Source organism: Pseudomonas fluorescens (assembly GCF_902497895.1).
GTDB lineage: Bacteria > Pseudomonadota > Gammaproteobacteria > Pseudomonadales > Pseudomonadaceae > Aquipseudomonas > Aquipseudomonas fluorescens_BP.
The window spans coordinates 34255-58555 of record NZ_CABVHQ010000013.1 but is presented as its reverse complement, the minus strand read 5'-3'; the positions used below and the strand labels follow the sequence as shown (position 1 = coordinate 58555).

Genomic DNA, 24301 nt, shown 5'->3' with positions numbered 1-24301 from the left:
TATGCTCCTGAACTGAACTCAAGTTTGGATAAAGAGATTGACCGGGAATTCCCCCAGCGCGGCGCTTATCAATAGCTCCTTGTGGTGTGTGACTGCGCAGGCGGAAAAAAGTCCCTTCAAATTTTGCCCGGAGGCGGTAAATGGCAGTTGTACCCGGGTGTCGCCCCACTCCAATGCAGACACCAGCGGTTGCGCGCCGGTTTTCAGCAGGCCGGATACCAGTCTTGGAACAATCACCACGGCCCGTTGACCCTCGATTTCGCGGCTGAAGGCCAGCACCCGTTCAGCCTGACTGCCGAGCACTTCCAGGGCCTGGTAGCGGCCCCGGCGAAACAGCTCCGGATGTTCGGCACGGCGAGCCAGCACCCTGGCAATCAGCGCTTGTTTGATACGCCCGTCATGCCAGTTCTCCAACAACTGCGACACCTGCGGAGCACTCTGTAATGCCTGTTGCCGACTGCTGAAGTCCACCGGGCGGCGGTTGTCCGGATCCACCAGGCTGAAGTCCCAGAACTCGTTGCCTTGATAGAGATCAGGGACACCGGGCACCGTGAGCCGCAGCAAGGTTTGAGCCAGACCGTTCAAGGCGCCGGCCGGAGCAATCAATTGCGCGGCGTTGCCCATGGCAGAGCGTAGCTCAAGCCCTTCGGGAGATAACAACAAGCGTTCGAGGAAAGTCTGAGTCGCCTGTTCATAAGCGTCGTTCGGCGCGCTCCAGCTGCTTTGCAGCTTGGCTTCGCGCAGGGCTTTTTGCTGCCATTGCCGCAGACGTTGAGCATAGTCCGGCAGGGCCTGGGTATCGTCACTGCGCAGCGCCAGCGGCCAACTGCCGAGCAGGGTTTGATAGAGGATCAGTTCATCCCCCGCCGACGGCGCGATGGGGTCGCTGCGCAGAGGGGCGGCGAGTGCTCGCCACTGCTCGACCTGATCGGCGTACCAGGCGCTGCGCTCGCTGAGCACGGCCAGCCTGGCGCGGGCGTCTTCGCCGCGCTTGTGGTCATGGGTGGCCGTGGCCAGCAGGTTATCCGGGAAGGTCGCCAGGCGCTGGCTGCAGGCCAGGTGAAAGTCCGCAACCTGCGCGCTGAACCGTTCGGTGCTGAAGCCGACATCGTTGCGCGACAGCAGCACTGCCGAGCGATAGAACGCGGTGTCTTCCACCGCCTTGGCGGCGGCAGGCGACGTCAACTGCTGAAAGCGCACCGAGGCATGCTTGAGGATCTTGCGTTGCCTGCCCACGGGACGTTTGCGCCAGGGCTGGCCACCGAGCCAGCGTTCGAGATAGTCGAGCACCGGCCAATCGGCTTCGCCCAGGGTGCTTCGGGCGCCGGCCATGGCCTGCTCAAAGAACACATTGTCTTCTGCGGCCCGCCCACGCGCACTGACATAAGTGCGGTACACCGGGAAGTGCACGATCAACTCCTGCAGCGCCCGGCGAATCGCCCCCAGGGTGAGGTCGCGGCTCATCAGGTCATCGCGGGCAATCTGCAACAAGGCCTGGGCGACGCTTTCGAAATCCCCGGCCAGGGAACCGTTGAGTATCTGTTGACGGGCCAGCCGTGCTTCCTGGAGGAATTCGGCGGGGCGTTCGCTGTGGCGGCTCCACAGTTCGGCGAGGGGTTCGGCGCCCTGAGGGTCGTGTTGCAGCAGCGACACCTGATCCATGAACTCGTAACCGGTGGTGCCGTCCACCTTCCAGTCGGTGTGCAGGGTTTCACCCAGGCCGAGGATCTTCTCGACGTAAATCGGCAAGTGCCGCGCAGGCGACAGGGCATCGATCCGTCGGCGCAATTTGCGGCAGTAACCTCGCGGGTCGGCGAGCCCGTCGATATGGTCGATGCGCAAACCGTCCACCAGGCCTTCGCTGATCAGCTGGAAAATCTTCGCGTGGGTGGCTTCGAACACCACCGGGCGCTCGACCCGCAGACCGCCGAGTTCGTTGATGTCGAAAAAGCGCCGCCAATTGATATCGTCGGCCGCGGTGCGCCAACTGGCCAGGCGATAGCTTTGCCGCTCCAGCAGATTGTGCAGACGCTCGAGACCTTCGGGTTGACGGGAGTCGTACAAGCTCAGACGGTGTTCGATCGCCTGTAGGATCGCTGGCTGGCGGGCCAGTTCGAGCAGGTCCTGGTGCAAAGGCACCGCCAGGGAGTGTGCGTCGGACAGGTAATGAAGGGCGCTGAAACGGTCAGCCAGGACCTTGAGCTGTTGCGCGGTTTCGGGATCAGGTTGATCGCCGGGATTGAGCAGTTCACCGTAGTCGGTAGGGCAGATCGGGAAGCGGTGGTCGTAGTGTTCGACATAAAAGGCCCCGCGTCCCGGATCGAAGCGCAGGGGAATAGTCCCGTCCTGTAGCGCAACGCCGTAGTCACTGCCCAGAAACGGCAGGAGTAACTGGCCTTCGAGCAAGGGGTCGGGGGAGTGCCACTGAATATCGAAGAACTCGCCGTAGGGACTGCGTCGCCCCCACTCCAGCAAATCCAGCCACCAGGGGTTGTCGGCGCCGCCGACCGCCATGTGGTTGGAGACGATGTCGAGGATCAGGCCCATGCGCTGTTGCCGCAGGGCGCCGACCAGACGTCGCAAGGCCGCTTCTCCACCCAACTCGGGATTCACCGTGGTCGGGTCGACCACGTCATAGCCGTGCATTGAGCCGGCGCGGGCACTGAGCAGCGGCGAGGCGTAGATATGGCTGATGCCGAGGCGGGCGAAGTACGGCAACAACGGCACCGCGTCATCCAGGCTGAAGCCCCGGTGAAATTGCAGGCGCACGGTGGCTCGCAGCGCAGGGTCCTGGTCGTTCATCGGTCACGCTCGAAAGCTTGCAGGCGAGCGCAGGCGAGTATTTCCAGACGTCGTGCGGCATCCGGGTCATCGAGCAACGCTTCACTGTCGCCGGACAAGCGCCGACGCCAATTGGGATGGCTGTCGGTGGTGCCGGGCAGGTTGGGCTGTTCGTCGATGCCCAGGGCATCTTCCAGCGGCAGCAAGACCAGTGGCGCACGGGTGTGACCGAGGAAGCGAATACTGGCGTCGAGGATCTGGTCGGTTTCGTGGGACTCTTCGCGAAAGTTCTGTGGGTCTTCGCCCAAGACCCGGCGCAAACCGACACGTTCGCGTTGGCGATGGGCGCGCCAGTGGGATTCGGCGGGGGCATCTGACAGCCCGAGGCGGACATTCCATTCGATATCGCGGCCATGCCACCAGCCGTTGAGGGTTGGCAGATCATGGGTGCTGGTGGTGGCCAAGGCGTTGTCCGGCCACTCGAGAATCGATTTGAAGCGGGCATTCTGGTCCTGCTCGAAGAGCAGCACGCGCATGCCGAGCATCGAGCGGGCGATGAGTTTTTCCTGCAGACCGTCCGGTACGGTGCCGAGGTCTTCGCCAAGGACGATCGCCTGATGCCGGAATGACTCCAGCGCCAGCAGACGGAGCAGGTCGTCCACCGGGTAATACAGGTAGGCGCCATCACTGGGTGGTGCGTCCCGAGGGATCACCCACAGGCGCTGCAGGCCCATCACGTGGTCGATTCGCAGCCCGCCGGCGTGAGCGAAGTTGGCCCGGAGCATTTCGATGAACGCGCGAAACCCGTTGCGCACCAGTCCTTCGGGACTGAATGCCGAAATACCCCAGCCCTGACCGGTACGGTTGAGGATGTCCGGAGGCGCGCCGACCGTCAGCTCCGCGAGCAGTTCGTCCTGGCGACTCCAGGCCTGGCTGCCGCCGCCATCGGCACCCACCGCAAGGTCGGCGATCAAGCCGATGCCCATGCCGCTGCTGCGCGCCGCCGTTTGCGCGCGCTCCAGACAACGGGCGATCAGCCATTGGCAGAAGGCGAAGAAGCCGATGTCCCCGGCGTTTTGTTCGGCGAACTCGGCCAGTGCCGCACTGCCAGGGTCACGCCACTGTGGCGGCCACTCGCGCCAGTCGAGGCTTTCGCCGCGGGCTGCGCGCTCGGCTTGCAGGGCCTCGAACCGGCAATGGTTTTCCAGCGCTTCGCCAGCACTGTGACGAAAGCTGCTGAAGTCTTCATGCAGGGGATGCTCGCCCTGGCAGAAGCCGTCATACAGCGCCCGCAGCAGCCGTTGTTTGGCGGCGGCCGCGGCCGGCCAGTCGATCAGGGGCTGCTGCTCCAGTCGGTGCAACTCTTCGGCCAGGCCCGTGGCGTCAATCGCAGTGCGCAGGGCACGTTCACCGAGAATCGCTCCGGGCGCGGCATACAGGCTGTTGAGAAACAGCCGGCTGGAGGGGGAGTAGGGGCTGTAACGCTGAGTGTCACTGCTGAACATGGCGTGCAATGGGCTGATGGCCAAGGCATCGGCGCCGCGTTCGCCGGCGACCCGGGCGAGGTTCTCCAGCGCCTGGGTGTCGCCGAAGCCTCCATCACCAGGACGTCTGAGGGAATACAGCTGCACGCCCAGGCCCCAGACGCGTGGCTTCGAGCTGTCGACGGCATCGCCGACGCTGTAGCAATGGCTGGGCGCCACAGCCAGGGTAAAGTGTTGCCCGGCAATGTTGACGCTTTGATAACCGACTGGAACCAAACCCGGCAGGACCGCCTCGGCGTCCAGCTTCAGGTTGAGCACGGCGCCGTCTTCCAGGTGAATCTCACAGGGTGTTTGCGGGGCAAAGTAGTGCGCCAGGTCCAGCCCTTTACCGAAGTCTGCGGTCAACAGGGGTGGCAGGTGTTTGGTCTGTTGGACCTGTTGCAGTTGCAGCAGGCTGGCGTCGATTTCCTGGGTCGTGGAGGCAGGATGACCGAGTCCGGTAAGGACTGCCCGCAGTACGGCGGGAGAGACTTTTTGTGGTTGGCCATTAGCATCGATCCAGTCGACTGCCAGGCCCGCTCGGCTGGCGAGTGTTTCCAGTTGCGTATCGCTCATGGGCGCTCTCCAGTCAGGGATGGCGCTGTCAGACTGACCAGCGCGCTGTACGGGGCGAGGGTGCCCTGCTGCAGCAGACGGAATGCCTGTTGCGGGTATTCGAAAAGGGCCTGTGCCAGGTCCTGTGGTGAATGGACCAGGGGTTGTGCACTGAGGTTCAGATCTATTCGCAGCAGGCTGCCGTCGCCCAGCCGCCAGCGCGCGCTGAGCGCACCCTCGGCCAGGACCTCGGCACCCATTGCCTGGGCACCGGGCAGGCGTGGGATGATCTCCCGATGGCGGATCTCCAGCAGTTGCCGGTACAGCGCCTGGGTCGCGCGTTGCGTCTCGGCAGTCGCGCGAGTCAGGTCCGGACGCGAAGCGTGAAAGGTTTCAGGGGCATTCGGATCGGGGATCTGCTCGCGTTTGTGCGGATCGGCGAAAGCGCTGAAGGCGGCGAACTCATTGCGCCGACCCTGCCGGACAGCCTCGGCCAACTCACCGTGGTGGCTGGTGAAAAACAGAAACGGTTCGCTGACCGCGTCTTCATCGCCCATGAACATCAAGGGGATCATCGGCGCCAGCAGCAACAACACCGTGGCGGCGTGCAGCGCTTGCGGCGGTGCCAGGTGGCTCAGGCGTTCACCCAGTGCGCGGTTGCCGATCTGGTCGTGGTTTTGCAGGAACAATACGAAGGCGCTGGGTGGCAGGTGCCCGCTGGATTCGCCGCGGGCGGTGCCATGGCGGGTGGTATGACCCTGGAAGACAAAGCCCTGGCTCAGGCAGCGGGCAAGCTTCTCGGTGGGGTGCTCGGCGAAATCGGCGTAGTAGGCATCGGTTTCACCGGTCAACAGCACGTGCAGAGCGTTATGCCCGTCATCATTCCATTGGGCGTCGAAGCCTTGCTCCAACAGGCTGGCCTGATTGAACTCGTTTTCCAGGGTCAGCCAGACATGTCGCGGCGGGTCGATCTGTTGCCGCACGCGCTGTGCCAGTTCCTGGAGGAAATCCGGGTCATCGATGGCATGCACCGCGTCCAGGCGCAGGCCGTCGAAGCGGTATTCGAGAATCCACATCAGCGCGTTGTCGATGAAGAAGTCGCGCACTTCGCGGCGGCGAAAGTCGATCGCCGCTCCCCAGGGGGTGTGCTTGTCTTCGCGAAAGAAGCTTTTGGCGTAGCGATGCAGGTAGTTGCCGTCCGGGCCGAAATGGTTGTAGACCACGTCGAGAATCACTGCCAGGCCCAGGCCGTGGGCGCAGTCGATCAGCCGCTTGAGCTGTTCGGGCGTACCGTAGGAAGCTTGGGGTGCATAGGGGAAAACCCCGTCATAGCCCCAGTTGCGGTCACCGGGGAACTGCGCCAGAGGCATCAGTTCGATCGCGGTGATACCCAGCGCGGCGAGGCGCGGCAAGTGTTTCTCGACTTCGCTGTAACCACCCAGCACGCCGACATGCAGCTCATAGATCACCGCCTCATGCCACGGGCGGCCTTGCCATGCGCTGTGCTGCCAGGAGTAGGCGAGAGGGTCGACCACCACGCTGGGGGAACTCACGTCGCCGGCTTGAGCCCGGGCTGCGGGGTCCGGCACCTCAATTTCGCCATCGATGTTGAAACGGTAACGGGTGCCGGCGGGGCAGCGGGTTTGAATCACGAACCAGCCGTCGGCTTGGGGTAACAGCGGCAGCGACTGGCCGCCCTCCAGTTCAACACTCACATAAAACGCATCTGGCGCCCACAAGGCAAAGCGGGTGTGCTCTGCATCCAGCATGATTGCGCCGTGGGGCCAGGTTTCCAGAGTCCGTAACGGCATCTATGAAGACCTCAATATGTGCCCGATTTACCCAACGCTTTAACCACCAGTTGTTCGTAAAGTTCGGCGTAGGGTTCGACCGCCTTGCACCAGTTGAATGGCGCGGCCATGGCCCGGCAACGCATGGCGTTGAGCAGGTCGGGGTAGGCGAATACCTTGAACGCCCGTTGCAGTGCTTCTTGATAGCTGGGCACGGTGGATTCGTCGAACAGAAAACCGGTCACGCCGTTTTCGATGGTATCGGCCAGGCCGCCGGTGTTACGTGCCACTGGCAAGGAACCGAAGCGCTGGGCATACATCTGACTCAGGCCGCACGGCTCGTAGCGCGAGGGCATCAGCAGGAAATCGCTGCCGGCGAACATGCGACGGGCATCGGTTTCGTTGAAGCCGATCCGCACACCGATCTGCCCGGGGAAGCGCAGGGCGAGGGCACGCATGGCTTGTTCTTCTTCCGGCTCGCCGCGGCCGATGATCGCAATCTGGCCGCCCGAGGCGACGATGAATTCGGCCACGCCTTCGGTCAGATCCAGGCCTTTTTGGTACACCAGACGCGAAACCACGGCGAACAATGGGCCTTCGCTTTCCTCTAGGCCAAACAGTTCGCGAACATGGGCAGCGTTGACCGCCTTGCCTTCCCAGTCGCCGATGCTGAACGGGCAGAGCAGATGCGGATCGGTGGCCGATTCCCAGCTTTCATCGATGCCGTTGGGGATGCCGCTGAGCAGGCCTTGCTGGGTCTTGCTGGCGAGAAAGCCATCGAGACCACAGCCGAAAGCCGGCGTGGTAATTTCCTGCGCGTAGGTGGCGCTGACGGTGGTGATATGGCTCGAATAGGCCATCCCGGCCTTGAGGAACGACATCTTGCCGTAGAACTCCATGCCGTCCTGTTGCAGGGCATGGGCCGGAATGCCGAGTTCGGGGCAGGAGGCGAGGCTGATCACGCCCTGGTAGGCCAGGTTATGGATGGTAAACAGGGTCGGTGTGCGCTGACCGCGCCAGTGCATATAGGCCGGTGCCAGGCCGGCAGGCCAGTCGTGGGCATGCACCAGGTCAGGGTGCCAATGGATCTGCGCCATGTTGGCGGCGATATCGGCGGCGGCCAGGCCCAGGCGCGCGAAGCGAATGTGATTGTCCGGCCAGTCACGCCCGTTGTTGGCGCCGTAGGGAGTGCCCTCGCGTTCGTACAACTCCGGGCAGATCAGCACATAAATGACCAGGCCGTCAGGCATGTCCATGCGCCCGATCCGGCAGGGTGGCAGCGCGGCGTGACCGCCCAGCTCGCCGATGATGTGGATCGGGTTTTCGCTGTCGAGTACCTGCGGGTAGCCGGGGATCAGCACCCGCACATCATGCAATTGAGCCATGGCCCTGGGCAGCGCCGCAGAGACGTCGCCCAGGCCGCCGGTTTTCACCAGATCGGCGATTTCCGAAGTGACGAACAGTACTTTCTTTCGATTGGGATTGTGCCTGAGCGCTGGCTGCAGCGTCCTGCCACCTGTGGCGAGAACCGGCGTTGACGCCGATTCAGCGACTTGCTGATGAGAAAGTTCTCCTTGGGTATCTACAGCGGCACTGATCATCTGTCTTTCCCCTTTTTTTGAATTGTTCCTGGCGAATCACCAGAGATAGGGTTGGCCAACTCCTGTGGCCACGCGCATAAGCGCTACGCAAACGGGCGAATGGCACCGAGTACGCTGAAGCAATGAAGAGTGGGTGGGCCGTTGCAAGGATTGCACCAAACATTCCGGCCTACCTTTAACCTGACCTTTCGTCCGGGCAGAAAGTTTCGACTTTTTTTAGGTAGCTCGCCGATTGGTTTTCGTCCGAGAAACTGAGTCTAGGCCAGAACTTAGAGCGGGGGAGGCCCGTTTGGCAAAATTGTCCGACAAAGTGTCCAAGGCGGCGATTGCCTACCATAAAAGGTTTACGTGCGCACTGACGATGGATGTTTTTTTTGCGTTCGATGCACGATAAAGCTGAGGGACTGCCAGATGGAGGGGCGGGAAGATAAGTTGTTTGCACCGGTACGGTGCGTGCGGTCTGTCGATGGGCGGATCAGTTCAAAGGGCGGATCGGCTGTCCCTTCGCCAGGCCTGGATATCGTCAATCAACCAGTCCACCCTGCGGCTGGCGACGTTCTGCCAGTCATCGATTAGCGCAATCAACGGGTGGGTGGGGTGTCGAGCCAGCCGAGCAAGGCCTTGTGGAATTTCGCCGGTTCTTCCATCTGCGGTGCATGGCCCAGGCCAGGGAATTCCACCAGCGTCGACTGTGGAATGAGTTTGGCCGCATCTTTGCCAAGCACATGATAGTTGCCGATTTTCGCCTTGACCGCTGGTGGGGCAAGGTCCTTGTTGATGGCGGTGGTGTCATCGGTGCCGATCAGCAGCAGGGTCGGCATCTTCAGGTCCTTGAATTCGTAGAACACCGGCTGAGTGAAGATCATGTCGTAAATAAGCGCCGAGTTCCAAGCCACCTGGAGATGCCCCGGTCCCTTGTTCAGCCCGGCGAGCATATCGACCCAGCGGTCGAACTCGGGTTTCCAGCGTCCGGCGTAATAAGTGCTGCGCTCGTAGTTACGGATGTCATCGGCGGTCACCTTCAGTTCCCGCGCATACCACTGATCGACGCTGCGATGGGGCACGCCGAGGGCTTTCCAGTCTTCCAGGCCGATGGGGTTGACCAGCGCCAGGCGTTCGACCTGTTCCGGATAGAGCAAGGCATAGCGGGTCGCGAGCATGCCGCCGGTGGAGTGGCCGAGCACGCTGGTTTGCTGGATGCCGAGTTTGGCCAGAAGCTCATGGGTGTTGCTTGCCAGTTGCTGGAAGCTGTACTGGTAATGCTCCGGCTTGCTGGAGGTGCAGAAGCCGATCTGGTCCGGGGCGATAACCCGGTAGCCAGCCTCACTCAGGGTTTTGATCGATGTGTCCCAGGTAGCACCGCAGAAATTCTTGCCGTGCATCAGCACCACGCTGCGACCGTTGGCCTTGCCGCTGGCCGGTACGTCCATGTAGCCCATTTGCAGGGATTGGCCCTGGGACTCGAAGGCGAAGTGCCGGACCGGGTAGGGGTATTCGAAGCCTTGCAGTTCTGGCCCATAGGCCGGGCTCTCAGCGGCGAGAGCGGGCAGGGCGGAGGTCAGCAGCAGGCCGGACAGCCAGAGGGCGGGTGAGCGGATCATGGGCGAACTCCATTGGGAAACCGTCGAGGCTGCGAAGGCGCGATTAAGTCGGGATTAATCAGTGACAGTTCTTTGAATCAAAATGTTCACTGCATCCAGCTCAGGGTCGCGCCCAGACCCGGCTGATGGCAATCTCCTAGCTCAAATGTCCCACACCCTGATTTATAAATAGCATCCAAATAAATTGTTTCGCGACACACAAAGGTATTCAAAGAGTTTGCTTTTCATGCTGCGTAGCTTGCCAGAATTTGTTCGGGAAAAAAACGCTCTCGCAACAAAACGGAGTTCGTTATAGGACATCGCAACACCTGGGGCAGGTGTTGCACTCCGTTTTTTCGGTTTCCCATTTTTTAATTATTTGCAATAGTAAAGGCATTACGCAGAAAGCCATGCTCAGTTATTGTTTCATACGGATTGAGAATCGGGATCGTACACTCTGTGTTACTATTATAGGACATCATCGATGAAGCCAATACTCACTTTATGTGCATGGGCGTTAATGTTGCTATTGACAAGTGCGCATGTCGCCGCCAAGAGCGTGCAAAATTACCGCTCCGTATTTATTCCCGTCTACAAGCAACAGGAAGATACACTTTATCTTGCTATACGCGCATTCGAGGACGGCAAACAAAACACCAGTTTTCTTATAGTCAACTCGGAAACTCTTGAAACTTATATTGTTGAAAGCACTGGCCTGAAGTTTCGAAAGCCAAACGACCAGGATAATGGCTATATTAGTAATGCCGAAATACAATCAACACCTTATGCGCGAGCTTTAAAATCATATACAAGCCCCCCCTTCCTTCTAGATAATCATGGCCTGACGCATGGTGAGCAGCAGTTCGATAGAAGTGCTTTCTTAACTATAGATCTGTGTCCATCGGTAAAATAATTCGATCAGTCTTTTTTTGACGAGTTAATTGCAACATCAAAATTGCGAGGGGGGGTTCCTGTTGGCATCAGCATTAGCGGCTTATGGCTGCTAGCACACAAGCCTGAATTTGACTGGTTAGTCCAGCAACGGAAAGACAAAAAAATAAACATCACCTGGATCAACCACTCATACAGTCATCTGTATTTCTCGGATTTAGACTTCTCTGAAAATTTTCTAAACTGGAAAGACACTCGTATAGAGGATGAATTCCTCAAAGTCGAACAGCTACTCATAAAGTACGGTGAGACCCCGTCAGTGTTTGTCCGTATGCCAGGACTTGTTTCAAATGAAAAAACTGTGACTCAGGCACAGCAACTTGGTCTGATCCCTTTAGGGGCGGATGCGTGGCTCGCTAAAGGTCAGGAGCCCAAAAATAGTAGTATTGTGCTCGTACATGCTAATGGTAACGAACCCAAAGGAATAGAGGATGGTTTACAAATTCTTGATGATTGGCAGTGGTTAGATTTGAAGTACGCTCTGGATTTACCAAAAACATAGTGGTCATTTTTTGGCTTGTGCTACTGCCTGGTTTTCTGTCAGTAAAGAAATCTATTTTTTCGCGCCCAGCTTCGCCTTGTTTACCGAGCTAACGATTGTTTCTGCCGTTTTGTTCCGCTGAAAGGATCAAGTTCAAGCCAGTCCCAGAGTCACCCAGGTCAATATCAGATAACGACCGGACTTGGCCAGGGTCACGATCAGCATAAAGCGCCAGAACGGCTCCCCCAGCACCCCGGCGATCAATGTCAGAGGATCGCCGATGACCGGCACCCAGCTGAGCAGCAATGACCAGTGGCCATAACGCTGATAATGCCGTTGAGCCTTTTCCATTGCTTGCGGGCTGACCGGAAACCAGCGTTTGTCCCGGAAACGCTCAACGCCGCGCCCCAGCCACCAGTTCACCAGTGAGCCCAGTACATTCCCGCTGATGGCGATGCTCAACAGCAACCAGACCTGATACTTGCCGCTGAGCAACAGGCCGACCAGCACCGCCTCGGATTGCAACGGCAGCAAAGTGGCGGCGCCGAACGCCGCGAGGAACAGCCCGAGGTAACCTGCGAGCATTAATGTGCCGGGTAGTCGGCGATCACTTCATCGGTGCCGTTTTTGCTCAGGCCAATGACCTGATACGCATCGGCCATGCCCTCCATTTCCATTCCCGGCGAGCCCATGGGCATGCCTGGCGCGGCGATGCCGAGCAGGTCCGAGCGTTTGCTCAAGGCCAGTACTTGCTCGGCAGGCACGTGGCCTTCGACGAATTTGCCGTTGATCACGCCGGTGTGGCACGAAGCCAGGCGCGGCGGCACGCCGAGACGCTGTTTGACTTCGCTCATGTTGGTTTCAACCTGGTCGTTGACCTTGAAACCGTTAGCCTCCAGATGAGCGATCCACTTTTTGCAGCAACCGCAGTTGGCATCACGGTGTACATCGATCGGAATCAGCTCGGCAGCCTGGGCCAGCGAGCTGATGAGCAGGGCGCAAAGGGCTGCCAGACGCAGTGTAGTTTTCATCGGTTATCTCTTGTCGATCAGTGTATGCAATGGGGCCCGGAACCCTACGTACCCTCCAGCCGCAGGGCATTCTGACCTTTTTCATCGACCAGGAGGGTTGCTTGTGTTTCAAAATTATACGGAGATTCCGTCGCGGCCGACGCCTCGGACTGTTCGAGACTGTAATCCGTCCGGGCTGTCAGCCAACTGAGGCGGGCATTACAGGTTTGTCAGGCAGAGGCGCTTTCCAGTCTTTTCTTGAGGTTGCCCATGGCGGTGTTCGAGCACTCGACCATCCGCTGGCGCAGGCCGCCGAGTTTCATCTGTGTCGAGTACAGCAGGGTGCGCTTGAACAGCGTGCCGCTGCCACATCGATGAAGTTGGTAGCGAACACTGCCGTCTACCGGTGCAGAGCTGAATACGGTCTTGAATTCGTTTGGCCGATGGGCGATCAGCACGCGATAGCTCATGGGGATTTGCAGGCCCAACAGGTCGATCACTTCGGTAAACCGGTGGCCTGTCGGCAAGGAGCCGCCGATGCCGGTCTCGGCACGGAGCGAAGTAGGGTGCCACTCGTGCCAGCGATCCGGCTGGGTGACGTAGTCATAGACGGTATCGATCGCCGCGTCGATATAGAGTTGGTTGCAGATCTGCTCCACTGCTATCTGATGCTGACCCATGACGCACCTCCTTGTGGGTGGAGCGTCAAGCGTAGCTGCTCAGGCATGGGACGCGGGAGTCATTCGGCGGCTCCGGGAGCCCAATGGTTTTGAGTACCCCGGAGAATGAAGCCAAAACCCTCCATCGGCGGTAACATATGACGCCGTTTGCAATCGCCCGGCCCGCACGAAAGTCGGAACCTGGTACGCATCTGGATACACCTTTTCCGGCTCAGGAACCCGCAATGACCCAGTCGCAACGTTTGAAATATTCGATTCTGATTTCCCTGGTGGTACTGGGAATCATGTTTGGCCTCTCTTACCTGCAGAACGCCGGAATGATTACCGAGAAAATGTTCCAGTACATCGCCATTGCGGTGGCGGTGATAGTGGTCGTAATCAATGGCGTGATGCGCCGCAAGGTCATCAAACCCTGATCGAGCGCGCCAGGGCATCAGGCCTTGCCGTGGAGTAGCGCGGCAGCCTGTTGATCCAGGCTGTAGCTTTTGTCGGGGTTGAGCGTGATCACGCCTTCGCTGCACAGACGCTTGAGCACTTCGCGCACGCTGAGAAAGGACAACGGAATGCCCAGTTCCAGCAAATGGCTGTGCACGCCGCGCACACCCAGCGAATGCTCGCGCTCGGCGGCTTTCACCAGTGCGTCGATGACCTTCAGGCGAATCAGGCTGGTGCGCAGGCCGTAGCTTTTGAGCACAAGGCGGATCCGGTCATTGCCGTGGCGCTCGAGAGTTTTCTCGAAAGCATCGGTGCTGCTGCCCCGCGAAGGGCTGTGCAGGGACTGGTTACCATCCGTTGGCAGTTGCTGGTTGTACATGCAAAAACTCCTTTTCCGAGCCTGATCAGGAAAATGATGGGTGCTCTCAGTTATAAGACGTACGAGGGAGCCCAATAATGAAGCGCCAGATGTAGAAAATTTGTCGGTATCCAGTCGATGACCTGTCAAATGCCCGGATAGACAGGTTTCCCGGGGCTAAATTTTTTGCGTCTGCTTCGTCTTCAGGAGGAGACACCTTCCGGGTCAAGCCTGGGAGTGCGGTCTTTTCCAGGTTGGCTGCGCTGTTGTGGGTGCGACCTTCAAGCCCAGGGCTTGCTGGCGTTTTCACTGTCGAGTGATCCGGCCTCCAGGCACTCACGAGACCAGACCGAAGCGTTCTCGAAGAAACAGTGGAGTGCGTTGCCTTTCACTGAACAGCAGATCAAGGACGATCCGCAGTATCAGTTGCAGGTCATCAGTGAACAGGACGATCGATCAGGGACGGTGGCTGCGCAGTAGCTTGGCGCAGGAAAAATCAAGGCCGCATCCCACTGGGTTGCGGCCTTTCATTTTTTCGGCGCATGGCGCGGGATCGAGTTGAGCACCGGGTTGCCGTCGTTGTTCCGGGTCAGGTAGACCGGCAGCACTCTGGGCAGCGAGGTCACGAGGCCCTTGACCTCGCTGGTGTTGTAGATGCCGCCGATGCGAATCGCGCCGGTGGCGTTGTCCGCCAGCATGAGCGGCTTGCTCAGGTAGCGATTGATCAGGGGCAGGGCATCGACCAGTGCCAGGTTGTCGAGAATCAACTTGCCACCGCGCCAGGCCAGAGAAGTATCCCCGGCATAGGTCTGGCTGAGCTGCGGCGAATAGTCGCCGGCCTTGTAGCGAGCCTGCATGCCCGGGTCCAGGCGCAGGCCGTCACCAGGCTGAGCGGCATGACTGCTGACCAGTACCGAACCTTCCAGCAGCGTCACTCGAACCTGATCGTCGTACATCCACACGTTGAACCGGGTGCCGGTGACACGAATGCGCCCGTCCGCGGCCTTGACCACGAAGGGGTGCGCGCTGTCATGGCTGACATTGAAGAAGGCCTCACCTTTGTTCAGGGTGACCCGGCGCTGATTCTTGTAGTTGCTGTAGGTCAGTTCGCTGCCCAGGTTCAGTTCGACCTGGCTGCCATCGGCCAAGGTGATTTTTCGCACAGCGTTTTCAGCCTGGAAGTGTTCGTAGGAATTCGGCAACCAGCCCAGGCTCCAGCCGGTATACGCCGCCAGTGGCAGGACCAGCAGGCTGACTGCCGCGGCCAGACCGTAGGTTCGCCATCGATTGAAGGGGGCTGGCGCAGGTGCCATCGACGGGGCTGGTGCGCGAGGCAGATGCTCCGAGACATCCCAGATCTCGAGCATCGCCTCGTATTCGAAGGCGTGTAGCGGATGAGCAGCGCGCCATTGCTCGAAAGCCTGGCGTTCAGTTGCCGTGCAGTCAAACGCGTGCAGCCGCATGCACCAATGCGCAGCAGCATCGGTGACGGCGTCGTATTCGGCTTCCGAGAGGGGCTTTTCGCTCATTGACTCTTCCTGGTTTCCTACATTCTAACCTTCCCAGGTGGTCGACGAGAACCGTCGTCATGGCAAAAGCACATCAACGTCTGACTTATTTTTCCGTCCAAGCCCTGAAAACACGATAGACGCCGCCTGCGCACTTCATCCAGAAGTTCAGGGAATTGGCGATACCGGCCGGCTGGATGGAACGGGATCCAGTTGACGACCCAGTTGGGTGATGAGGCAGGCAACGGAGTCGGCATTGCCTAACAGGGTGTCGATTCGTTTCAGCGGGTCCGCATAAAAGATTCGACGTGCATCTGCCAGGTCAGTGCCTCCGGTCAGGTTCAATATGTGATACTCGATGTGCTCCGTGTCAGCGATGGTGCCCGGATCCACCCAAGTGCCCGTTTCTTCATCCAGGACCTGGAACAGTTCGGCAACCGGGGTCAGCATGGACAGTGATGTGGTCTGAACCTCGTGCAGGGCGTCCTTTAATCTTTTCCCCGTTGCGACGGCCAATAGGTCTGGGAATGGCCGAGCGGACTCCAGGTAAGCGATATCCTCGGTAGCACACTCTATATGCGTCAATTCATGAATGACGGTTGTTGCTCTTGCATGTGCATCGATATCGAAAGGAACAATCAGGTGTGGCTGATACAGGTCATATCCAAAGTCGAAGAAACGATCCCCCAGGAATAGTTTTTGTTCGATATCGGCCGGGATGGTAAAGGCTATATGGGTATTTGCATGATTGCGATGAAAACCTGTTACAAACCGCTTTGAGTTGCGGGATACAAGAGACGAATCCACCAGGGCCAAGAGGATCTTGTCGACAACGGCTGTCAGTTTCTGCACCAGATTTGATTCTATCGTGGGCACCCCGAAAAACGTTTTGAGGAATCGATGCACTCGAGTGACCGGTTGAACAGAGGGGGCTAACAGACGCAGGTTGTGCTTGCAGTTATTGGTATAGAACAAGGCAAGATCCAGGGCCTCTCGAATCATCCGGGCTTTTTCCGGGTAGAGCCGGCGAATGTTCTTCATACCGACGGCTTCTATGTTCATGCCGCGGCGAACGCTCGACCAGGTTCGGTATTTATTGTTTAACCTTGTCAACGCTCCGCCAAAGCGGGGGAGGTGCTGGCGAGCGTCGAATATCCAGTGTTGTGCGTCGGTTTTGCGAACAAAGGGGCCTTTGTGTCGATCACTGATGATCTGCCAGTAATGCCCGCTTTTCTCTACGCGATAGACCTTTCCTGCAAACGGTATGAATTGGCGGTTAGTCGCTGCGTTCAGGTAAACCCCGTGCTGCGTGGTGCTCTTTTTCAGATCCTTGAGGGCGACGTCCATGACCTCATAAGGTTGCAGGCGAGTTCGCTGAGGGGCTGTCAAGTCCATGTTGGCCCAAGTGGTGACGACCTCGGATGGCTCCAGGGGCTGCTCGGTGGCCACCACTTCTTTTGCAACAGGTGATACCGACGTCGATGGGGGCGTCTCCATGGCGTTCCTTATCGTCGCAAGCTGCGCCACACCGTTTATGAAGGCCTTGAGCGCGGATCCCCACTTATGCTCCTGAAGGTCTTCGGCTGATTCCTTGAAGTACTGATAGCTCTGCCAGACGACTAGCGGGTAAGCCAGTTTCCCGGCCAGGAACTGAATGGCCTGTTGCACACTGGTCCCGAACAGGTCTTTCACTGTTTCCCATTCGGCGTGTTGCTTGGCTTGGGACTGACTGCCGAGCAGCTTCAGCAGCAGATCTGTGTTGTCGTCAAACAACTGCTTGAGCAGATTTCCATTTATCGGGCTTGAGGCCAGCTTGATATCCGCACTTTGCTTGTTGGTCTCTGCCAGCAAGTTTTTGTAAGTGGCCTGCTGGGTATCGGGGAGAAGATTGAGCACCCAGCTTTGCAGCGCGCCTGGCGTGCGCAGTTCGTTTAAAAAACTCGCTTCATCTTCATACTCTTTCAATACATGGTTTTGGTAGTAAGGCGAGTAAAGAACCTGCGGCCCCTTGTTTGCCGATTCAGGGCCGATCAGGTAAAGGCCGAGCCCTTTGACCACCGCGGCGCCTTCAGTGGCGATCAACTCCAGTGGGCGGATCAGGGCTTTGGCGCCGGAAACGGTTGAACGAGCCATCGCGTCGGGCATGTCCATGACTTGCTGAATCAATGCGTAGGCGGCGTCGGAAAGCCGCTCCTGGAGTTTCAGCCCATGAGCGTATTGCAGGACCTGCCAGGGCAGTTGTTGGATAAAGCGTTGCTGGCGATCCGTGGCACCTGCATTGCCGGGAGTGAGGTGGGTTTTAACCAGTGACTGGTAGTGCGTCTTGATATCCAGTTGACGCACCAGTTGCCTCACCGAAACCGGGTCCAGTTTCGCCGGGAGCGCTTTGGCCGTTTCGGATGCAACAGTGAAATCGCTGTCGTCCAGGCCATCGAAGTGGTTCAACGCGAAATCAGTCAGTGCCTGCTTGCTCCCGGCCAATGCGAGACGAGGCGTAATCGACACTTCAGACGGGTTAAGCGTATGTTCCGGGTAACGGCGTTTGAGCAGGTCTGTCAGTTGTCCCTGAGCGTAATCGCGCAGGGACTGGATGCCGTGAAGATAGTCGCGGTCGGCGTCTACGTTATTACGATACTGTTCGAGCAATTCGGCATGCAGTTGCTGTTCTTGTGCCGAGGCCATTCCCAGCCAGACCGGCAATGATTGTTGTAGAAAGATCGCCTGCGCCACCTGTGTGGCTCGTTGCAGATTGAGCGGGGCTGGGGTTGTTTTCAGCTCGTCGAGACGACTCAGCAATTGTTTGGCGGGCAGTTTGAGTGCGAGGGTTTGCGCGCGCTCTGCAAGATACTGCTCGATATTCGACTGTTGCCGGTCTTGCGCTACATTGCGCTCGATCAGTCTGAAAGGGCCAAGCGAGTAGTTTTGATGAAATTGTCGTTCGGTCGCCTTGAGGTTTTCCAGCAGTGACAGGCGCTCTTGCGCACTCAGTAAACGCCTGGCCAATTCACTGCGCACGCTGTTGACTGAGTTGAAGACTTCCAGGCCCAGCGCCGGTGTCCACAAGACCACTCGCCCCGAATGCTCAGGGTCAATACCACCGCGCTCGCTCAGTAACAAACAATGGGCCAGGGGCAGTAGGGAGCGCTGCCCGGTGCGCTCCAGCGTCAAGGAGTAAGCATCCGGCCGGAATCCGTTCAACCCTTGCCGCGCCCCTCGGTCCGGGCTGTCAGGATTGAGTACGGTCTGGATAATCGCCTGATCCTGGGGCCTCAGGGTTTTGTTCAGAACCCTGAGTTCAGCTTCCCCGCGTATTCCCACGGACATGGCGTGGGCCAGTCTGGGCTTCATCTCTTCAAGGGCGTTTTTCGGGATATCGTTCAGATCATGACCCTTGAAGTACGCCAGGGCGGTCTGAATGAGGCTGTTCATCGTCTCGGCAGGCAAGTTTGCCAGCTTCGATGAACTGTCAGCTGGACGTTCCCTGTAGACACCGGTTGCGGATGAGTCGGGAATGGACCCGGCCGGCGAGGTCAATTGATCGATAAAATAGTCGACCAGGTTGTGCGATTCCGTCGATTGATATTCCTTGTCTTTGTGGGCGATGGCCGAGGAGCGCCTGATGTAGATATCTTTCGGTAAAGGTTCATCGAGTTTCAGGATTTTCAAGGTGGTTTCGAGCGCCATCGTGGCCATGCTGTAAAGGGTCGGATGGGTTTCGATTTCCCTGGCGAGAGAGTCCTCGATGGTTTTGCAGGTCTGTTCGTGTCTTTTGGCCTTTTCCGCCTGTACTGTAGAAGGTCGTTGCTTGTCGCTGGCAACCGGACGGGTGCTCCAGCGGCCCTTGGCATCCAGTGTCAGCAAGCGGTTGTCGAGCATGGAGCGTATGTCGAGCGCATGGTCGAGCAACGCATCGATATCGACGATGCCTTCGCTGCGGCGATAGATTCCGAAGGCGTACTCGAGGTTTTGCTGCTGCTTGTCGACGATATCCTCGATGATTTCCGGGAACACGGCGCCCAGCACGGGTGCCCCGGAGATTTGCGGATGTTCGAAACCGATAAATCGATGGCGCTCTTCCAGTGCCAGTGAGGCGTAGAGTTCATCTTCATGGCCCGCGGCGGTGGCCATGGCCTGCAAGGTTTTGCGCAAGTCCGAGTAGCTTTCAAGCAGTTGCAGACCTTCGGCTTGCGTATAAAGGTAAGCGCCGGAGTTACTGATCATCAACGTGCTGGCCAATTCGACGTAGTGTGGGTAGTGCTCCCAGATACGGACTTTTTCGATGTGAAGTGGGTCCTGGTGTTTTTTGCGCAAGGTGCTGTCCGGTAAATAGAGTGTCGCTAATTGCTGGCTCTGTTGCGCGGTAATGATTTTATCCTGGCGCTTGAACAGCAGGTCCATCCGTGACTTGTCGCTCATGGCTTGGGCAAAAAACGCCAGTCGTGATTGTCCCGGGTTGACTTCAGTGTTCCAGAAACTCTCGAGATGAAAGCTCAGCGACAGGGTCAGGCTGCCGGCAATGTCTTTCACTGCCTTTTCCCAATGCTGCTTATCCGTTGCCGCGCGCTTGGGGTCATCGATTTTTTTGGGGTTGAAGAATTCCCGGGTTCGTCCCAGGGGCCAGGCTTGTTTCTGATAGAAGCTCAACAGGGCTTCGCTCAAGGGCAGGGAATCGACCCAACGGCGTACAGGTTCGTTGTTCCCTTGGGCATGAACTCGATCCGTTGCGCCGGGGTGTTCAGCCGCTCGGTCAGTTCGGCCATCAGCGTGCCGGCATTGTCGAATTTTTCCAGGCCTCCATAGGGGGTGTAGAGAAAGACTTTTTTCTCATCGGGGGTCGGCCCCATCATGAAGGCACCGGCAAGCATCAACGGCGTGGGGTTGCCCGGTGTGTTCAGCAAAAAACGGTCGACCTTCATCGGATCTGATGGGGTTGAGCGCTCGGCATGGCTGACGAGCAGCAGGTTCTTCAGCCAGTCGAGGTCTTTAACGGTGAAGTGGCGGGCACGTTCACGCTCGCTCGGTTGCTTGCGGGTGACAGGCAGCAGGGCCTCGGGAAAAAAATACGGCAGCGTAGCGTCGTCCATGGTCTACCTCGGGACTTTGCAGGCAGCTATCTGTAACCGCCAGCGCGTTGGGGAGGCGGTAATCCTGAGGCGTGAGCACTGTTGCAGAGCGGTAAATAGTTAATGCCTATGCGTGGCAGATACAGGCCTCACGATGACCACGCTCGCACTGGCCATCGACAAGAGTTGACAGGACGCTCGCCAAGCGTTGTTTAATCGGATGTCGGACCTTCATACGCTGTTGCCCCCTCCAATAATTAAACTGGAGCTTCAGATGTCTGCATCACCTTTGGTTGTCGAAACTCCCTCGGAACACCTCACCTACGCCCAGTTGGTGGCGTTGCTGGAGCGAATTTTCCTGCGCCATGGCACCTCGGCCGAAGTGGCCGCCGTGCTGGCTGATAACTGCGCCAGCGCCGAGCGCGATGGTGCCCATAGTCACGGTGTGTTCCGGATCCCCGGTTATGTGTCGACGCTGGCCAGCGGCTGGGTTGATGGCAAGGCGCTGCCGATCGTTGAAGACGTTGCGTCAGGGTTTGTTCGGGTCGATGCGGCCAACGGTTTCGCTCAACCGGCGCTGGCGGCTGCCCGGGCGTTGCTGGTGGAAAAGGCCCGCAGTGCCGGGATCGCGGTATTGGCGATTCGCAACTCCCATCACTTCGGGGCTCTCTGGCCGGATGTCGAACCCTTTGCCTATGAAGGGCTGGTGGCGTTGAGCATGGTCAACAGCATGACGTGCGTGGTGCCCCACGGTGCCGATCGGCCGCTGTTTGGCACCAACCCGATTGCCTTCGCCGCGCCGAGGGCCGACGGTGATCCGATCATCTTCGATCTGGCGACCAGCGCCATTGCCCACGGTGATGTGCAGATCGCTGCGCGCAAGGGCGAGCGCCTGCCGGCGGGTATGGGCGTGGACAGCCTGGGCCAGCCGACCCAGGACCCGAAAGCGATCCTCGAAGGCGGTGCGTTGTTGCCGTTTGGCGGGCACAAGGGCTCGGCGTTGTCGATGATGGTCGAGTTGCTGGCGGCGGCCTTGACGGGTGGTAACTTCTCGTTCGAGTTCGACTGGTCCAATCACCCGGGGGCGAAAACGCCCTGGACCGGTCAGTTGATCATCCTGATCGACCCCGGCAAAGCCGCCGGGCAGAACTTCGCCGAGCGCAGCCAGGAATTGGTGCGGCAGATGCACGGGGTAGGGCTCAAGCGTTTGCCGGGGGATCGTCGTCATCGTGAGCGAGCCAAGACTCAGGACCAAGGGATTGCCATTGCGGTGGATGAGCTGGCGAATCTGCGTGTGTTGGCTGGAGGTTGAGGTGCCAGGCTCATGCCGACTGCAGGAGCTGCCCCAGGCTGCGATTTTTGGGAAAGCGGAATAATTGCCATGGAGGGAGCGCTCGTCCTGATCTGTCCGAATGCAGACGGATCTTCATGGCGGGACGTTAGAACGAATGCGTGGGGGGCTGCGGTACATAGTTAAGGGGGGCGCAAGTCCCCCCTCATGACTTAGTTGCGACGTCCCAGCAAAAGGCCCACCACCAGACCAAACCCGGCGGAAATCGCTACGGTTTGCCAAGGGTGGCCGCCGATATAGAGTTGCGTGGCATCGACCACAGGTTTACTGCGGTCGCGCACGTTCGATACGGCGTCCCGTGCCTGCTTGAGTTTCAGCGCGACTTGTTGACGCAGACCTTCAGCTTCCTCGCCCACCAGCGAAGCACTGTTTTTGAGTAAGGTTTCCGACTCTTCGATCAGGGTCTGCAGCTCGCTGAAGGTTTGATCCTTGATCTGATCTTCGGCCATTTGCGCGGCATTTTTCCGGGCCATTGGGGGACTCCTTGCAGGTGAATGGGCAGTCAACAATGGAGTCGGCTACAGGGGAAAAAGTTGCAGCCATTTTGTACCTGAGCTGACAGTCGACAAGAAATCCAGGCCGAGACATTTCTTTCTACAGTGTAAGATGTCGCCTATTTTACGCAGCAGGTAACTCCCATGAGCTTCAATCTGGCTAACCAGCCCCTTGCCGAGCGCGCGGCGCTCGAAGATGAAAAGTCCCGTCTGTTCGACCTTTGGCAGAGCAACCTGGGCAAGGCCAAAGGCGAGGGCGCGCGCTTGTTCGGCGAGCGCTCCAAGCGCAAGGGCAAATGGGCGGAATGGGTGCGTTCGGAGCTCGATACCCTGTCTCCACCGGAGTTCGCCAACATGGTGCGCAGTGAAGTCAATCGGTTGATGGCAGCGAAATAGACGGGCCAAGATCAAAAGATCGCAGCCTACGGGCAATCGCGGGTATACACGGTCGGCGTAGGAGCTGGCGAAGCCTGCGATCTTTTGGCGATTTTGAAGGCCGCCGAAGATCAAAAGATCGCGTGGATGAACGGGCCAGGCCGGGCGTGCGGTTTGTGAAGGATTGAGATATTTGCGAGGACTTCGGTCGAGCGCGACCCCGGCTCGAACGCAGCCTCGCAGGCTCGGCAAATGCTACGGAGAATGTACCGCTCACCAGGCTGCGGTCGAACCCGGCAGGCTGAGATTGCCGTGATCGACAAAACGCATGGTACCGAACAGTCCACCCGCGAGTTTGCCGCGCAGCACATAGGGCAGGTTGTCGAGGCTTTGGGTTTTGCCCAGACCCAGTGTCTGGCGCAACACGGAAAACGCCGAGACACTGACCGGCACCGTCAGGATGGTTTCGGAGAAGCGCGGGATGGAGCCTTTTTGATCGCTCACGCCAGTGGCCAGCGGCTGCCCGTTGACTTCAAGATTCAGCGCTACTCCGTTGTAGTCAATCGGCGTTTCATTGGGGTTTTGCAGGCGAATCTTCACCGCGAAGCGCACTTCCAGATCCTGGCTCTGCAGCGGCTCGATGCCCACCATATTGATGTTCAGCGGATCCCGATGGGGGAACAGGGCGCAGGCGCTGAGACTGAGCAAGAGCAGGACGAGGGATAAACCGATGAATCTGCGCATGGACATGTTCTCTGGTTGATTGGCTCACTTTAGCGCGCTTGCGCAAGCGGGTTCAGGGAAAACGCCGTCAGCAAATCCTCCTCGAATGCCCGCTGTGCATCCCCCGGCACCTGGGCTCGATTTCGGACCAGGTGCGCTGGAAATTCTCGGCGGCTTGCGCGGGATCAATCTGGTGGGCATGGATGTGGTGGAAGTCGCACCGGCCTATGACAACGCGGATATCACCTCACTGGCGGCAGCGACCCTGGCGATGGAGATGCTGTGTTTGTATGCGGCGCGGCATAAGGTGGATCGGTAGGGTGGATTTAGGGTGGATTGAAGATCAAAAGATCGCAGCCTGCGGCAGCTCCTACAGGATTTGTGTACACCTGCAAAAAACCGATCGATGTAGGAGCTGCCGCAGGCTGCGATCTTTTGGCGGTTAATGTGTATCGCGCGGAAATACACTGAAAAGTTCAATGCTGTGTAATAACGTATTTGTAATTATCGGTCAGTTTGCTTATGGGCAAGTTATAAACATGGCGTCCAAAAGGACGCCAAAACTAATCTCTGCCAATGGGGCGGTAGTGCCAGAGTTTAATAGATTGTTGCCTGGGGTCAGGTGCTGGGCTGTTGTTCTTTTACTACCTGATAATCATTGGCAGGTGCGGTTTTAACTGTGTCGACGGACGCCATGCTATCGGCTTTACCGTGGACGTGTTGCTGACTCAACTTAAAGTTGTCCCAATGTTGCCTTATTCGTTCAGCACCCCCTTCGGCGAAGACTGTGGCAGAACTAACGGTCATCAGGCCAGCGAGGATCAGAGTTGAAAGTTTCATGCCGGGTTTCCCCTCAAACGTATGTGGCGTCCGTTTCGGACGTGATATGAAGTCACGGGTGCAGTCTGTGGTCATTCTATTAAGTGGGAGTTAACGCCAGCGTGGCGCGAAGATTACATACTTGACAAGTAATGTCCGTGGATCATCCGCAAAACGCTGTTGGAAACCGACGTTGTGCCGCAAGTACGATGCGGGGCATGGC

At 58.4% G+C, this 24301-nt stretch carries 20 protein-coding genes and 2 pseudogenes; 7 read left to right on the top strand and 15 right to left on the bottom strand.

Annotated features, from left to right (window positions below):
- Window positions 1-18 precede the first annotated feature (18 nt).
- From F8N21_RS09175 to F8N21_RS09155, 5 genes are all read right to left on the bottom strand, one after another.
- The gene (locus tag F8N21_RS09175; RefSeq protein WP_150641823.1) at window positions 19-2802 is read right to left on the bottom strand and encodes a malto-oligosyltrehalose synthase; all 2784 of its coding nucleotides are present in this window, start codon (window positions 2800-2802) and stop codon (window positions 19-21) included.
- Window positions 2799-4880 carry a 4-alpha-glucanotransferase gene (malQ, locus tag F8N21_RS09170; protein ID WP_150641822.1) on the bottom strand — a complete coding sequence of 694 codons (2082 nt, stop codon included), beginning with the start codon at window positions 4878-4880 and terminating at the stop codon, window positions 2799-2801. The genes F8N21_RS09175 and malQ overlap by 4 nt, the downstream gene beginning before the upstream one ends.
- Window positions 4877-6670: a malto-oligosyltrehalose trehalohydrolase gene (treZ, locus tag F8N21_RS09165; RefSeq protein ID WP_150641821.1), complete on the bottom strand. Its 1794-nt coding sequence runs from the start codon at window positions 6668-6670 to the stop codon at window positions 4877-4879. The genes malQ and treZ overlap by 4 nt, the downstream gene beginning before the upstream one ends.
- An 11-nt stretch (window positions 6671-6681) precedes the next feature.
- Window positions 6682-8250, bottom strand: coding sequence for a glycogen synthase GlgA (gene glgA, locus F8N21_RS09160; protein ID WP_150641820.1), 1569 nt, complete (start codon window positions 8248-8250; stop codon window positions 6682-6684).
- A gap of 581 nt (window positions 8251-8831) precedes the next feature.
- Entirely contained in the window at window positions 8832-9851 is a 1020-nt protein-coding gene (locus F8N21_RS09155; protein WP_150641819.1) for an alpha/beta fold hydrolase, read from the bottom strand.
- A gap of 463 nt (window positions 9852-10314) precedes the next feature.
- On the opposite strand from F8N21_RS09155, the gene F8N21_RS09150 reads away from it, so the two are divergent.
- Both F8N21_RS09150 and F8N21_RS09145 read left to right on the top strand, forming a co-directional pair.
- The gene (locus F8N21_RS09150; protein ID WP_150641818.1) at window positions 10315-10743 is read left to right on the top strand and encodes a hypothetical protein; all 429 of its coding nucleotides are present in this window, start codon (window positions 10315-10317) and stop codon (window positions 10741-10743) included.
- Window positions 10744-10785: 42 nt separating this feature from the next.
- On the top strand, window positions 10786-11283 hold the full coding sequence (locus F8N21_RS09145; protein WP_150641817.1) for a polysaccharide deacetylase family protein: 498 nt from the start codon (window positions 10786-10788) through the stop codon (window positions 11281-11283).
- A 132-nt stretch (window positions 11284-11415) separates the two neighbouring features.
- Here F8N21_RS09145 and F8N21_RS09140 read toward each other — a convergent pair whose 3' ends face one another.
- From F8N21_RS09140 to F8N21_RS09130, 3 genes are all read right to left on the bottom strand, one after another.
- Entirely contained in the window at window positions 11416-11847 is a 432-nt protein-coding gene (locus F8N21_RS09140; protein ID WP_150641816.1) for a YqaA family protein, read from the bottom strand.
- Window positions 11847-12293, bottom strand: coding sequence for a DUF411 domain-containing protein (locus F8N21_RS09135; protein ID WP_150641815.1), 447 nt, complete (start codon window positions 12291-12293; stop codon window positions 11847-11849). Before F8N21_RS09135 ends, F8N21_RS09140 begins: the two co-directional genes overlap by 1 nt.
- A gap of 209 nt (window positions 12294-12502) precedes the next feature.
- Entirely contained in the window at window positions 12503-12952 is a 450-nt protein-coding gene (locus F8N21_RS09130; protein WP_150641814.1) for an SRPBCC family protein, read from the bottom strand.
- 224 nt (window positions 12953-13176) lie between these two features.
- Between F8N21_RS09130 and F8N21_RS09125 the strand changes: the two genes are divergently transcribed.
- Window positions 13177-13368 carry a hypothetical protein gene (locus tag F8N21_RS09125; RefSeq protein ID WP_150641813.1) on the top strand — a complete coding sequence of 64 codons (192 nt, stop codon included), beginning with the start codon at window positions 13177-13179 and terminating at the stop codon, window positions 13366-13368.
- A 17-nt stretch (window positions 13369-13385) separates the two neighbouring features.
- Here F8N21_RS09125 and F8N21_RS09120 read toward each other — a convergent pair whose 3' ends face one another.
- Entirely contained in the window at window positions 13386-13766 is a 381-nt protein-coding gene (locus F8N21_RS09120; RefSeq protein WP_150641812.1) for a fe2+ zn2+ uptake regulation protein, read from the bottom strand.
- Window positions 13767-14030: 264 nt separating this feature from the next.
- Here F8N21_RS09120 and F8N21_RS09115 point away from each other — a divergent pair.
- Window positions 14031-14225: pseudogene (locus tag F8N21_RS09115) on the top strand (penicillin acylase family protein); the annotation flags it as partial.
- A gap of 47 nt (window positions 14226-14272) precedes the next feature.
- Here the strand turns inward: F8N21_RS09115 and F8N21_RS09110 are convergent.
- From F8N21_RS09110 to F8N21_RS09100, 3 genes are all read right to left on the bottom strand, one after another.
- Window positions 14273-15274 carry a FecR family protein gene (locus tag F8N21_RS09110; protein WP_150641811.1) on the bottom strand — a complete coding sequence of 334 codons (1002 nt, stop codon included), beginning with the start codon at window positions 15272-15274 and terminating at the stop codon, window positions 14273-14275.
- 147 nt (window positions 15275-15421) lie between these two features.
- Window positions 15422-19651 (bottom strand): dermonecrotic toxin domain-containing protein, encoded by a 4230-nt coding sequence (locus F8N21_RS09105; protein WP_150641810.1) that lies wholly within the window; start codon window positions 19649-19651, stop codon window positions 15422-15424.
- 257 nt (window positions 19652-19908) lie between these two features.
- A complete protein-coding gene (locus F8N21_RS09100; protein ID WP_150641809.1) occupies window positions 19909-20337 on the bottom strand; it encodes a hypothetical protein in 429 nt (142 codons plus the stop codon).
- 253 nt (window positions 20338-20590) lie between these two features.
- Between F8N21_RS09100 and F8N21_RS09095 the strand changes: the two genes are divergently transcribed.
- Window positions 20591-21628, top strand: a complete 1038-nt coding sequence (locus F8N21_RS09095; protein WP_150641808.1) for an Ldh family oxidoreductase — start codon at window positions 20591-20593, stop codon at window positions 21626-21628.
- 191 nt (window positions 21629-21819) lie between these two features.
- Here the strand turns inward: F8N21_RS09095 and F8N21_RS09090 are convergent, their stop codons facing one another.
- Window positions 21820-22140, bottom strand: a complete 321-nt coding sequence (locus F8N21_RS09090) for a DUF883 family protein (protein ID WP_150641807.1) — start codon at window positions 22138-22140, stop codon at window positions 21820-21822.
- Between the two features lie 165 nt (window positions 22141-22305).
- On the opposite strand from F8N21_RS09090, the gene F8N21_RS09085 reads away from it, so the two are divergent.
- A complete protein-coding gene (locus F8N21_RS09085) occupies window positions 22306-22557 on the top strand; it encodes a hypothetical protein (protein ID WP_150641806.1) in 252 nt (83 codons plus the stop codon).
- 252 nt (window positions 22558-22809) lie between these two features.
- Here the strand turns inward: F8N21_RS09085 and F8N21_RS09080 are convergent, their stop codons facing one another.
- Window positions 22810-23280, bottom strand: a complete 471-nt coding sequence (locus F8N21_RS09080; RefSeq protein ID WP_150641805.1) for an LEA type 2 family protein — start codon at window positions 23278-23280, stop codon at window positions 22810-22812.
- Window positions 23281-23410: 130 nt separating this feature from the next.
- On the opposite strand from F8N21_RS09080, the pseudogene F8N21_RS09075 reads away from it, so the two are divergent.
- Window positions 23411-23578 (top strand): annotated as a pseudogene (locus F8N21_RS09075) (arginase family protein); the annotation flags it as partial.
- Window positions 23579-23877: 299 nt separating this feature from the next.
- On the opposite strand, the gene F8N21_RS09070 reads toward F8N21_RS09075, so the two are convergent.
- A complete protein-coding gene (locus F8N21_RS09070) occupies window positions 23878-24099 on the bottom strand; it encodes a hypothetical protein (protein WP_150641804.1) in 222 nt (73 codons plus the stop codon).
- Between the last annotated feature and the right edge of the window lie 202 nt (window positions 24100-24301).

Excerpts from the sequence above, each read along its gene's own strand:
- F8N21_RS09175 (WP_150641823.1), bottom strand. The coding sequence starts at position 2,802 with ATGAACGACCAGGACCCTGCGCTGCGAGCCACCGTGCGCCTGCAATTT.
- malQ (WP_150641822.1), bottom strand. The coding sequence starts at position 4,880 with ATGAGCGATACGCAACTGGAAACACTCGCCAGCCGAGCGGGCCTGGCA.
- treZ (WP_150641821.1), bottom strand. The coding sequence starts at position 6,670 with ATGCCGTTACGGACTCTGGAAACCTGGCCCCACGGCGCAATCATGCTG.
- glgA (WP_150641820.1), bottom strand. The coding sequence starts at position 8,250 with ATGATCAGTGCCGCTGTAGATACCCAAGGAGAACTTTCTCATCAGCAA.
- F8N21_RS09155 (WP_150641819.1), bottom strand. The coding sequence starts at position 9,851 with ATGATCCGCTCACCCGCCCTCTGGCTGTCCGGCCTGCTGCTGACCTCC.
- F8N21_RS09150 (WP_150641818.1), top strand. The coding sequence starts at position 10,315 with ATGAAGCCAATACTCACTTTATGTGCATGGGCGTTAATGTTGCTATTG.
- F8N21_RS09140 (WP_150641816.1), bottom strand. The coding sequence starts at position 11,847 with ATGCTCGCAGGTTACCTCGGGCTGTTCCTCGCGGCGTTCGGCGCCGCC.
- F8N21_RS09135 (WP_150641815.1), bottom strand. The coding sequence starts at position 12,293 with ATGAAAACTACACTGCGTCTGGCAGCCCTTTGCGCCCTGCTCATCAGC.
- F8N21_RS09130 (WP_150641814.1), bottom strand. The coding sequence starts at position 12,952 with ATGGGTCAGCATCAGATAGCAGTGGAGCAGATCTGCAACCAACTCTAT.
- F8N21_RS09125 (WP_150641813.1), top strand. The coding sequence starts at position 13,177 with ATGACCCAGTCGCAACGTTTGAAATATTCGATTCTGATTTCCCTGGTG.
- F8N21_RS09120 (WP_150641812.1), bottom strand. The coding sequence starts at position 13,766 with ATGTACAACCAGCAACTGCCAACGGATGGTAACCAGTCCCTGCACAGC.
- F8N21_RS09110 (WP_150641811.1), bottom strand. The coding sequence starts at position 15,274 with ATGAGCGAAAAGCCCCTCTCGGAAGCCGAATACGACGCCGTCACCGAT.
- F8N21_RS09105 (WP_150641810.1), bottom strand. The coding sequence starts at position 19,651 with ATGGACCTGCTGTTCAAGCGCCAGGATAAAATCATTACCGCGCAACAG.
- F8N21_RS09100 (WP_150641809.1), bottom strand. The coding sequence starts at position 20,337 with ATGGACGACGCTACGCTGCCGTATTTTTTTCCCGAGGCCCTGCTGCCT.
- F8N21_RS09095 (WP_150641808.1), top strand. The coding sequence starts at position 20,591 with ATGTCTGCATCACCTTTGGTTGTCGAAACTCCCTCGGAACACCTCACC.
- F8N21_RS09090 (WP_150641807.1), bottom strand. The coding sequence starts at position 22,140 with ATGGCCCGGAAAAATGCCGCGCAAATGGCCGAAGATCAGATCAAGGAT.
- F8N21_RS09085 (WP_150641806.1), top strand. The coding sequence starts at position 22,306 with ATGAGCTTCAATCTGGCTAACCAGCCCCTTGCCGAGCGCGCGGCGCTC.
- F8N21_RS09080 (WP_150641805.1), bottom strand. The coding sequence starts at position 23,280 with ATGCGCAGATTCATCGGTTTATCCCTCGTCCTGCTCTTGCTCAGTCTC.
- F8N21_RS09070 (WP_150641804.1), bottom strand. The coding sequence starts at position 24,099 with ATGAAACTTTCAACTCTGATCCTCGCTGGCCTGATGACCGTTAGTTCT.